An 11160-nucleotide genomic window follows, 5' to 3' on the forward strand; every position below is an offset into this window, starting at 1 on the left:
CCTAGGCATCAGTCAAAAAAAAAAGACCTTAGAGCATCCAAAAGCGTGTCCAATAAAAAGAGCGGCGTATCAGAGTAAGCTTGATAACTTTAAACAGCAAGGTTATCCCATTGTGTATATGGACGAAAGCGGTTTTGAAAGCCAGATCATTCGTCCTCATGGTTATGCACCGATAGGCAAACCCTGTATCGACAGCTACAACTGGCAAGGTAAAAAGCGAACCAACGTCATTGGTGCTCTATATAAAAAGATGCTATTTGCACTGAATTACTTTGAACACAACATTAACAGCGGCATATTCTATCACTGGTGTAAACACACGCTAATACCAAGTCTTAAAACCAAATGCGTGATTGTCATGGATAACGCTCGGTTTCATAAAAGTAGACGTATCCAAAAATTACTGAACAGGCATGGTCATCGTATTCTATGGCTGCCGCCGTACAGCCCAGACTTGAACCCTATTGAGAAAAAATGGGCTCAAGTGAAGTTTCTACGCCAAGGGTGGATGGAAAATGACTTATCCAAATTATTTTATGATGTTTGTCCTATCCATAACACTTTTGTTTTGAACTGACTATATTGCTAGATTCGCTATGGAAATAATGTATAGTCACTTTTCTTCTTCTGCCCTTCGCAGTACATTCGCGTACATGCTCTTTCTTGATCCATGGTCCAGATCCATAATGAGCTATCAATCTGGGTTCATCACTCATCTTTTGCCCCTTCATTATATGTCTACCAGCTCCAGCTTTAGCTTCTGCTAAAGCCAATTGCTCGCAAAAATCTTCAGGTTCTACATCTTTAATAGCTGGCTTACACGAGCTGCAAGTACTCTGCTTCTCTTCTGGATGAATAAGGTCATAAATCTCAGAACCTATACTCAAACCATTAGCTTCAAGACCATCATTAATCTTAGTACCAAGCCAATACCCTCCAGCACCTGCCGCAACAACAGCAGCAACGGGAGCCGCCGCCGTTGCGCCAACGCTTTCTCCAAGCACTGCCGCACCTCCTGCTACAGCAGCAGCCAACCCCAACGGATCAACCCACCCCGTAGGATTTGGCGCATAAGCAAAGACATTACTACCGCCCATGAGGCCTATCGGATCTCTCGTCGTAAACATCCCCATATCAGGATCATAATAGCGGAAGCGATTGTAATGCAATCCTGTTTCTACATCAAAGTGCTGACCTTGAAAACGTATCGGCTGCAAGTGCTCTTTTTCTATCTGTAGTGGATTTAGCTTCTGATCATGCCAAACCTCTTTGCCTTCCACTCGAGCATAGCTCTCGTCTTGCGACGCTAAAATGTGCCCCCAGCACATTTCTTTACACGTCTCACCCCAAGCCTCGTAATCCGCTAACCAAACCACTTCACCTTGGCTGTTGGTCAACTCATTAGGTGTACCGAGCTGATCGTTATGATAGTGATAGACTTGTATTGAGTTGCCATCATGACTGCTTGATACGTTGTCACTGTCATCGTTAGCCGCTTGTTGTAGGGTATCTTTGCGCCATACCAACCTTGCTACAGGCGTAAAGCTGCCTTGGTCGTAGATGGTGTTATAGACATGGGTATCGGTATATTTGAACCGCCCCGGGATTGTCGGAGACTCAACTTTCTGAGAGAATACGACAATGAAAACACGAAACTATACCCCTGAAATGAAAGAGCGCGCCGTCCGTATGCTAATTGAAGCTAAAGACGACTACCCATCCACCTGGTCAGCCATCAAAGCCATAGCGCCAAAGATAGGTTGCACGCCTGAGACCCTACGATCATGGCATAAAAAGCACATTGATAAAACCATTCCTGCAAACATTCAAGCTCAAAGCCAAGCCGAGCGTATCAAAGAGCTTGAACGTGAGAACAGAGAGTTAAAGCAAGCCAATGAAATTATAAAGAAAGCTGCTGCTTTTTTCGCCCAGGCGGAGACGGGCCGCAAACCCAAGTAATGGTTGATTTTATAGATGACCACAAACCACAATATGGAGTCGAGCCAATCTGTAGAGTACTACCGATTGCTCCATCCACATACTATCGTGCCAAAGAGCTAGAATTCAGTCCTGAAAAGCGTTCACAGCGTAGTCAGCATGACGATTTCTATCTTAATGAGATTAAACGTATTTGGAAGGACAGCAAATGCCGATACGGTGCTCGTAAAGTCTGGAAACAGTTGAAATGTGAAGGTGTACATCCTGCACGTTGCACTGTAGAGCGGTTAATGCGTCAGCATGGTATGCAGGGTATTTGGCGAGGTAAAGGTAAGATAACCACTAAGTCTCGTAATGATCAAAAGCGTGCTGATGATTTAGTCAACCGTGATTTCACGGCCCATCGCCCTAACCAGCTATGGGTTGCTGATTTTACCTATATAAAGACATTGAGTGGTTGGGTCTATACCGCCTTTATCATTGATGTATTTGCTCGCGCTATCGTTGGTTGGAAAGTATCAGATCGTATGAACACGGATATGGTGATGGCAGCGTTAAATCAAGCAATTGCAGATAGAAACAACCCAAAAGACGTGATTCATCATAGTGATCGCGGCGTTCAGTACTTATCCATTCGCTATACGGATAAGATGGCTGATTCTGGCGTCATTGCATCTGTTGGTACAACCGGTGATTCATACGATAATGCGTTGGCTGAAACGGTTAACGGGCTTTATAAAACGGAGGTGATTGATTATTTAAAACAGCAGTGGCACGGTGTAAGTGATGTTGAATTAGCAACCCTTGAATGGGTCGATTGGTTTAACAAAACACGTTTGCATAGTACGATTGGTTATGTGTCGCCTTTTGAGTTTGAGAGACGATACTATGATAGTCTTACTGAGTCAGACAAAGTTGCCTGACTCAAGTAATTCACTCTCCGATATAGTCGGGGCGGTTCAATTCTTGAATAGCATTGTCACCATCCCAGAGCATGTGCGTGTGTTTGTCTTGAGTATTTGTTCCTTGGCTGATTTGGCTGTGCTTATGAATACGTCTGCCAAAGGCATCGTAGTAGTAATCGGTCGTAGTGACGATGGTGTCGCTACCTTTATGATGCGTGAGTATGGTTTGGCTTAACTCGTTGTTAGCATTGTATTTGAATGTTAGCTCTTTTTTAAACCCAATTAGGCTATTACTTGATTGTAGTGCGTTGGCTGCTATGGTTTTATGAACGACTCTACCATCATTGTCATAGGTGTAGCGCACGTGCTTACCTTGGCTGGTGAGTTCTGTTGGGCGGCCTTGTAGTTTGGCCGTCGCTGTTTGAGCTTGTTTATTAGCATCTTCCACTCTACTGCTATGAGTCGATACTCGGTTCCCTGCTGGGTCAAAGGCGAATTGTTCGGTGATGCTGATATTTGACCCTGCTAATTTATGCTGAGTTAGGCGACCTGTGGCATCGTACTGGTAGTGATGGTTGCGGGTGTGCTGCTGGACGGTGTGGTCTTTACCTATGAGTGATGCCTGACTGTTGATGTCAGTGAGTTGTCCAATCGTGTCATACTGGTACTGACGTCCAACGACGATATGATCGTTGTCGCTACTGTTTTGGTTGATGAGTCGTCCCATGGGGTCATGGGTGTAAACGCTGTCAAGAACGCCTTGTTGACGGTTGACTTCGATATGCAACTTATTGCGCTCACTGTGGCGTATCTCTATGTGCTGATCGGTGCTTGGATCATGTAGGCTTTGGTTATATAGATGCCCTGAGCCATAATAGAGCTGATTGATGACTTTGCCGTCAGGTAATGTGGTGGCGGTACGATTGCCTAGCTCGTCGTAATCATGCTGTAATACTAATTTATACTCATGTTGTAGTCCTGCGATGTTAAGGGTGCTGGTTTGATGCTCTCTGATGAGTTGCCCGTTAGCGTCGTAAGCGAAATCGGTTCGACTGTACGGGTTGATTGCACATAATAGCTGTCCTGCTTTGTCATAGTGATATTGTACTTGTGCAGACTGCTCTGCGCTTACACTGGTTTGAGTCAGTATCTGACCTATCAAGTCTCGCTCATAACTGATACGACGCTGTTGGTTTGAGGGCAGATGCGGGTTGTCAATTTGGCTTATTAAGTTGCCAAGCACGTCAAAACGGTAGTGGCTTTGATGATGGTAATTAGTGAATCTAATTAATTTTCTATTAGTTCGGTCTGTCACATAGTGCGCTGCTTAAGTAATCATTATTCACGCCAAAACTCCAATAATCACAATATACTGCGTCAGTATATTGTGATGATATAGCACCTTGCTCCACATAATCTGGTGGTCCGAACGGAAAAACCTCTAGGTCGAAAACTATAAAACCTGCAAGTGGCCATAATGATAAAATTACTGTTGGTATAATAAGAAGCCAAAAAAATCTTGAAATATTTTTTTGTAATGATTTTGACAGTAAGACTGGAATTAACAAAAAAATAATGCAAACCAAACAGTTTAATAAGAAAGCAATGTAATAAAACTGGTGAACGTTTATAATTGATTTAGAAGCCCATAACCAGATTAGACTATATTTTGATTCCATTGCATATACTGTAATATAATTAATATTCGTCACAATACCTATGGCAAATACTGAGATAAAAATTATGATCTTAAGTTTATTCATCAATTCTAAATCCTATCCCAGATGTTTGAGTATTATTTTTGATCAAGCTAGCTTCTATTATCCAATTTTGATTGTAGTATAGAAAGACTGAATCGCTACCATCACATGCTAATGCGTGAATGCAATTACGTGCTATAAATAAATCTCGGAATTGATAATAAGTTAGTTTAGCTGTATTATCTTCTTCGATAATTATGACTATGCTGCCGTTTTCTAAGATTCCAAAACCTGCCTTACCTTTATTATTTGAAGTATTTAGTGTTTGAAACTTATAAGCACTTCTTTGTATTAGATATTGTCTATGACTCGCTTTTGGTTCACCTTTTAGAACTGGATTAACTAGTGACTGAGAGCTATATTTATTTACTTCTCCATATTTTAGTCCATCAATAATCAAAGGGCCTAATCCCTCAATGCCTGTGTATGCATTACTTGAGCTATGCTGAAGAAACCGTAGAGATAAACTTGGTAAACTAAGCACAATTATAGGAGTTTACCATGACCAAGAAATTAAGAACCTACAGTAACGAATTTAAAGCTGAAGCTGTCAAGAAGATAGCAGATAATAATGGCAATATCTCAGCTACTGCAAAGCAGTTAGGTATTGCCATGCAAACGCTATCAAACTGGCATAACAAAGCCAATCAAGGCAAGCTTGTTGGCACAGAGCAATATGATCCTGACCTTATGAGTGCTCTTCAAGAAATAAAGCAGCTCAAGCGTCAGCTCAAAGTGGCTGAAGAGGAGCGCGAGATTCTAAAAAAGGCGACCGCGTACTTCGCGAGAAACAGTTAGTCAGGTACGCCTTTATCAAAGACAACCAGTTCCTCTTTCGCATCACCACTATGTGCCGTGTGTTAAGGGTTAAGCCATCAAGCTATTACGACTGGCTAAGTCGTGATCTCAGCGACCAACAGATACATCGCAACCAGTCTGAATTACTGGTTAAAGCGGCTCACAATGAAACGAAAGAACGTTATGGCGCAGATCGACTGCATGCTCATCTAAGCGAGCAAGGCCATAACATTAGCCTGTATATGGTAAGAAGCATCAAAGAGCAACACGGCATTAAATGTCGTCGTCATAAGCGCTTTAAAGTCACCACCGACTCCAATCACAACAAGCTGGTCTATCCAAACGTGCTCGATCAGAAGTTTGACACCAGTCGCCCTAACCAAGCATGGGTAAGCGACATCACCTATATCTGGACACATGAGGGCTGGTTGTATTTAGCGGGAGTCAAAGACTTATATACCAAAGAGCTGGTCGGCTATGCTATCAATAAGCGAATAACCGCAGATTTAGTTTGCAAAGCACTAAATATGGCCATCAGGAATAAACGTCCAAACATAGGGCTAATCGTTCACTCTGACAGAGGCAGCCAGTATTGCAGCCATGCCTACCACAAGACCATTAAGCAGCATCAATTTATAGGCTCAATGAGCGGCAAAGGCAACTGTTTCGATAACGCTCCGATAGAAAGCTTCTGGGGCACATTAAAGAATGAGCTGGTATATCATCAAGACTATAAAACAAGGTTCACAGCCATCAATGATATTATCAGTTATATCGAGCTGTACTACAATCAGACGAGGATTCAAAAGGGTTTGGGCTATCAATCGCCAAGACAGGTGTGGTTTGATTATTATCGTCAAGCTGCGTAACTAAAATCTCCCAAGTTTATGTGTACGGATTTGACGGCAGGGGTCAAGACCTGTTACAGCTGAACCTCCATAGGCTATACTAATAACGTAATTATCATTCTTACCTGCGATATAGCTTGAATTTAAATCGAACCCTGTAAATATTGCTTTATCTTTTGATAAGCTCATTCCTCATCATTAATTTTGCTAAGCATCTTAAAAAAATTATGAGTGGCATTGGCTTCTAAGCCGTTGTAATTCACAAGAACCAATTCATACAAGTCCTCTGTCGTTGGATCATTGTTGATATTTATCAGACCTTGTATACCAACTTTGACTGACACATCGCTATGCTCTGATACGAACTTTATGAGCTGTTGTCTAAGCTGTTCTTGACGTTCGTTTCTGGTGATAATAAGTAGCTCACCACCTGAAACTTCTAATATAAGCTTATCACCTTCAACTCTTAAATCGCCAAAGTATCGATCTGTCCCTCCTTCATACTCACTGATCGGAATGTCATCAGGATTGGTCGCAAAATCTTCAAAGTATAGCTTGTTCTGATCTTCTGCGAGCTCTTCGAGGTACTCTAATCTCAACTCTTCTGCGGTCTCGGACGTATTATCAGCATAAGAAGTATCAGCTGCCATAGCAAGTTGCGACTGACTAACTCCTATCGTAAATAGTATGGAAACGCACAGCCACATTTTAAATAAGGTCTTTGGAATTGAATGATTTAACATATATAAAGCTCATTTGTTATTAGTCATTGATAAGGCGTAAGTTATCTATCTTAATCGTCTACCTGATTGGTCTCGTTAAAATACCAGATGGTTTTCCATTCAAGTCGCCTCATCTTCGGCATGATGTCGCCTGCTTTAAAGTGTTTGACATCCTGACTCGATGGTGACCACCAGTATCCTGTGTGCGGACAAGGTTTACCTGACTCGCAGCGTAAGCGTTTTGGTGCAACATTTTTGCTACCACCGCCACTATCAGCGATACGCTCAACGAGCATCCAAGTGACAGGCGCCATGCCAACCGCTTGCATGGTTTCAGGGTCATAACCGACATAGGCTTCATTTGCCAACATGCCATCCAATAACACTTGAGCACTGGCATCTGCTCTACTAGGTACATAGATACCTGCAACAGGGACAACTTCATCTAATTCAACGCTATATTGAGGATTGAGGCGATAAATAGGCCACGATTCAGGTGGGTTAAGGGGTCCTCTTGACTCAGTAGTGTATCGTTCAATTAAACTACCTATTTTCCAACCAAAATAACTGGTTATTTCCATATTAAAAGCACGCAAACTCGCCTCTTGGCGCCACTTCTCATAATCCAGTTGTTGCTGCTCTGGCATCCAGTCGATATCATAATCCATACTGATAGCGCGAAAATCACTCTCAACATTACCGCCATATCTTATTGCTATTAAATCGCCATTTAACAGCTCTTGATAGCCAACATTAAGACTATCTAAGGTGCTACGCAGGTTTGGCAATACCCGCTCGCCCCAGACAATGTCAGGTTGTCTGTTGATAGGACGCGTTCGGTAATCAAAGGGCAAGTCATTGACAAATAGCTCAAGCGCTTGCTCTGCTGCTTCTAGCATAGTTGCGAAGGCATCGCGCATCTCTTTAAAGTAAGCAGGTGAGCTATAGCGCTCTAATAAGTAAATCTCTTGCGGTCTTATGATGTAGTTATTCATTGTTTACTCACTTATACCAGTTTTGTTTGAGGGTTGGCACGCCAACCATGTCTGTATTTTCTGAGCCTTTTAAGTTAGCACCATAGCCCCATCCTGTCTTTCTGCGTGGTTTTACTTTGCTTTTAACTAGCTGGGCTGGATCAAGTACAATTTGTGTGCCGCCTCCTTCTAATACGTACATAGCACCGCGTCCATTAGCAGTTTGGATTTGACCTTTGCTATCTTTAAGTACTTGACTGGCGGTTTTGCCTTCCCAAACTTTCATACCACCTTTAGGTACAATGTACTGGACGACCTCACCATTACTATTCCAGCTCGCCCACACTGCAAAACGTCTTCGCCAATCTTCTCTTTTTTTCAATTTTGCATACTCTAATGCTTTCATCCAGCAAATACTGTTATCATTACTAGTAGGGTCAACAACACGATATAATATGGTACCTTCTGGAAGATTTACCGCTTTGATAGTATTAAAAGTCTTAAAAGCACTATTCAAAGGCATGCTAGCACTACTAGAAATATTGGGATACCCTTTAGGTATTTTGGGACAAACATCTAATTTGGGATATTTAATATTTCTAGTGACATCTACCCATTTAGGCGAACTGATTTTTATAAGTTGCACCTCACCGTCAGTATGAACTTTTCTAAAATTCGCGATGTTTGTCAGATTAGTAACTGCTTTATACCCACCTTCGGTATCTAAACGTATTGCTAGCCGTTCTAAAAAGTCTTGCACAGGTGCTAAAAAATCACCAAGACGCTTATTAGCCCTATTTCGTACATTTACCACTACTTTAAGCATGTCTCCTGCTTTTTTACCTATACCTGAGCTGCCATATTTTTGTACAAATTCTACGGTTTCTTTTAGATAGCTAATATGCTCATCAAATACTGCTAAAATCTGCTTCTTATCAACCTTGGCTTTTAAACCTCTTAGTTGCTTAGCTGACCACCTATATACGTTCCCAGACGCTTCTTTGCTAATTAACTTTTTAACTTCAGGACGTCCTAAAAACTTGTTAAGCGCTTTTATACCTTGCTCAATAGCAGGTTCAACTGTCTTATAGATTAAGCTACCTGAAAATTTGCCAGCTTTGGACAAAGGGCGCATCATAAAACGTCTAATAGGAGCAAGTAAAACTTTAAATATTCCCTTAAATAACGATCCCAAGACTGGAAACAAACCAATTAACGTCAGAATTAAACCTATCCATGCCCAAGGATTACTGTCATCTTCATTTATTTTTTTACAGTTTGCGCAGATATCTCGAACATCACAGATCTGGTCTACCAACGGAATCATAGAAACGACAGTACCAGTAACGACTTGAGCAGTAGAAGGTTCCGACGCAAAATCACCTTGTATGACTACCCAAAGCCAATCGGCAATATCATTTGCTGTTTCTTTACCCTTTTGCGCAGCGCCATTAACAGGTGCCATAAACCATGCAAGCGCATTTGAAAGTTCTTTTTGTGTAGGTAAAAATCCCATAATTGTACCTTCTATTATTTAATAAAGCTTTTAGCAGCTTCTAAAACCTTAAGAAATGAATCAGGATTAGGGTCTTCAAAGTCTTTTTCTTCATATTCAACACGGTTGGCTTCTTCGGGCACATTATTGTGATGTGCTTCACCTTTTCTATCGAGTCGTCCTTTAATAACTTGACCACCATCAAAGAATATTTTGTAGCCAATATCAGGCACACCTTCACCATCAACTCCTAAAAGTTTAAGACCAATCCAGTTTTCCATTTCTACAGATGGTAAATAAGGCAGTTCTGTTTTAACTCCACCCCCACTCTCCCAATCCACTTTACTCGCTTTATAGCCAACTTGAGCAGGCGTGATAAACGTAACATTGCCACCTGATATCTCAATACCGCTGCCTGCGGCTTTCAGCGTTAGCGTATCAAGCGCGATAATCTCAATACTGTCACGGCTATGGATGCGTAGTACTTGCTCACTATCGAGCCGCATCTTGCTTTGATGGGCTTGTATGGTCACATCGCCATGAGCGGCGGTGTGGGTCTGTGCTTTATTACTGTAGTAGTGAATATCTCCTGCCACTAACTGATTGATCTGAGTCTGGCTGTGGTAGTGGGTGCTGTCTGTGGCATGACTGTGACTGCTCTTGGTGCTGGTGTGCTGGCTATGTTGTCCTGTAAGCAGGGCAAGGTGACGCTGAGAGTCAATCAGAATATTCGGCTGCTGCCATTGTCCTGATGTGCTTAGGGTGCTGTCATTAGTGTCTTTGCTAAAGGCGGCAAAGGGAGTTTGGCTGTCGTCTTTGCTATTACTATTCGCTTTACTCTGTTGATTAATGTTACTACCCTCAAACCCTACTACCTGATGGGTGTCTCTAAGACTTTGATAGGCGCTTTGATGCTGATCGGCAGTCTGCAATCGGCTATGACTGTGATGACTCATGTGAGCGTTTGCACTGGCGCTTTGGCTACTGATATGTAGTCCTGTACTGCCTTGTAGTGCGCCTGCTGCTATTGTCTCTATACTGATGCCCTGTCCACGTGCTTGACCACGAGTATGGTCGGTGTGCTGATACAGATGTCCAATAGTTAGACTACTTTGATAGCTGCTGCTATAGACGTTAATCTGCGGACTGTCAGGATGGGCGTCAAACATGAGCTGGTTATAGCCATTAGTGACGCTGTCTTTGGTGGCATCGCCTGTACGACTGCTGTCGATGCTTTGGGTTTTGATGCCGTCTATGGGGTAAGCATGGCTTTGGTTAATGAACCAAGCCGGACTGGTGGCGTCGATGGCATCTGAGTCACTAACGATGCTGTTGTGCTGAGCATCGATATTGCCTTGTCCGTTATGGGTGCTGCCGATGATGATGGGATGGGTTAAGTCACCACCGATGAAGTCGATGAGGACATGCTGTCCATGACGCAGAGGATGGGTCTGTCCCATGTGGTCGGCGACGAGGTGACTGGCGATGGGTATCCAGTGGCTGCTGTCGTCGCTACTATCTTCACTTTGCCAGTGGTAACGGATATGAGCGCGGTGGTTGCGGTCATTATCTACCGCACTACTGCTATGGGTGTCTATGATACTAGCGCTCATCAGACCTGTCAGACTCGGATGCGGTTGTCCTAGTCGGCTAAGCTCCTCTTCGTAGGGAATGTGGTAGTGATGCGGAAATGGCAGATAGCAAGCCGTGATGTGGTTGT

General features: G+C 42.8%; 9 protein-coding genes, 2 pseudogenes and 1 other annotated feature. Of the genes and pseudogenes, 3 read left to right on the plus strand and 8 right to left on the minus strand.

Annotated elements, in window-relative coordinates; genetic code table 11:
* Positions 1 to 577: IS630 family transposase (locus tag ACT3RN_RS11910; protein WP_444518668.1), on the plus strand; the 577-nt coding region annotated here is incomplete at its 5' end.
* Positions 578 to 1028: 451 nt separating this feature from the next.
* Here ACT3RN_RS11910 and ACT3RN_RS11915 read toward each other — a convergent pair.
* Both ACT3RN_RS11915 and ACT3RN_RS11920 read right to left on the minus strand, forming a co-directional pair.
* Positions 1029 to 1211: pseudogene (locus ACT3RN_RS11915) on the minus strand (RHS repeat-associated core domain-containing protein); the annotation flags it as partial.
* A 168-nt stretch (positions 1212 to 1379) separates the two neighbouring features.
* Positions 1380 to 1526, minus strand: a pseudogene (locus tag ACT3RN_RS11920) (RHS domain-containing protein); the annotation flags it as partial.
* Between the two features lie 115 nt (positions 1527 to 1641).
* Here ACT3RN_RS11920 and ACT3RN_RS11925 point away from each other — a divergent pair.
* A protein-coding gene (locus ACT3RN_RS11925) for an IS3 family transposase (protein ID WP_444518669.1) occupies positions 1642 to 2861 on the plus strand; the annotation gives its coding sequence in 2 pieces (ribosomal slippage) (positions 1642 to 1918 and positions 1918 to 2861; 1221 coding nt in all).
* Positions 1917 to 2033 (plus strand) — a sequence feature (AL1L pseudoknot). (Overlaps the previous gene by 117 nt.)
* Before the next feature lie 10 nt (positions 2862 to 2871).
* On the opposite strand, the gene ACT3RN_RS11930 is transcribed toward ACT3RN_RS11925, so the two are convergent.
* Together ACT3RN_RS11930 and ACT3RN_RS11935 are read right to left on the minus strand one after the other, a co-directional pair.
* Complete coding sequence (locus ACT3RN_RS11930; protein WP_444518670.1) at positions 2872 to 4158, minus strand: hypothetical protein; 1287 nt, start codon at positions 4156 to 4158, stop codon at positions 2872 to 2874.
* Positions 4159 to 4598: 440 nt separating this feature from the next.
* On the minus strand, positions 4599 to 5003 hold the full coding sequence (locus ACT3RN_RS11935; protein WP_442063521.1) for a hypothetical protein: 405 nt from the start codon (positions 5001 to 5003) through the stop codon (positions 4599 to 4601).
* Positions 5004 to 5104: 101 nt separating this feature from the next.
* Here ACT3RN_RS11935 and ACT3RN_RS11940 point away from each other — a divergent pair.
* Positions 5105 to 6270, plus strand: a protein-coding gene (locus ACT3RN_RS11940; protein WP_444518671.1) for an IS3 family transposase whose coding sequence is annotated in 2 segments (ribosomal slippage) — positions 5105 to 5363 and positions 5363 to 6270 — 1167 coding nt in all. Because the reading frame shifts where the segments join, the coding sequence is not laid out codon by codon here.
* A gap of 164 nt (positions 6271 to 6434) precedes the next feature.
* Here ACT3RN_RS11940 and ACT3RN_RS11945 read toward each other — a convergent pair.
* The 4 genes from ACT3RN_RS11945 to ACT3RN_RS11960 all read right to left on the minus strand — a co-directional run.
* The gene (locus ACT3RN_RS11945; protein WP_442063318.1) at positions 6435 to 6992 is read right to left on the minus strand and encodes a hypothetical protein; all 558 of its coding nucleotides are present in this window, start codon (positions 6990 to 6992) and stop codon (positions 6435 to 6437) included.
* A gap of 50 nt (positions 6993 to 7042) precedes the next feature.
* Entirely contained in the window at positions 7043 to 7966 is a 924-nt protein-coding gene (locus ACT3RN_RS11950) for a hypothetical protein (protein WP_442063315.1), read from the minus strand.
* Between the two features lie 7 nt (positions 7967 to 7973).
* On the minus strand, positions 7974 to 9461 hold the full coding sequence (locus ACT3RN_RS11955; RefSeq protein ID WP_444518672.1) for a hypothetical protein: 1488 nt from the start codon (positions 9459 to 9461) through the stop codon (positions 7974 to 7976).
* Between the two features lie 14 nt (positions 9462 to 9475).
* Positions 9476 to 11160: DUF2345 domain-containing protein (locus tag ACT3RN_RS11960; protein WP_444518673.1), on the minus strand; the 1685-nt coding region annotated here is incomplete at its 5' end.

Source organism: Psychrobacter sp. AOP5-GZ1-6 (assembly GCF_052376345.1).
GTDB lineage: Bacteria > Pseudomonadota > Gammaproteobacteria > Pseudomonadales > Moraxellaceae > Psychrobacter.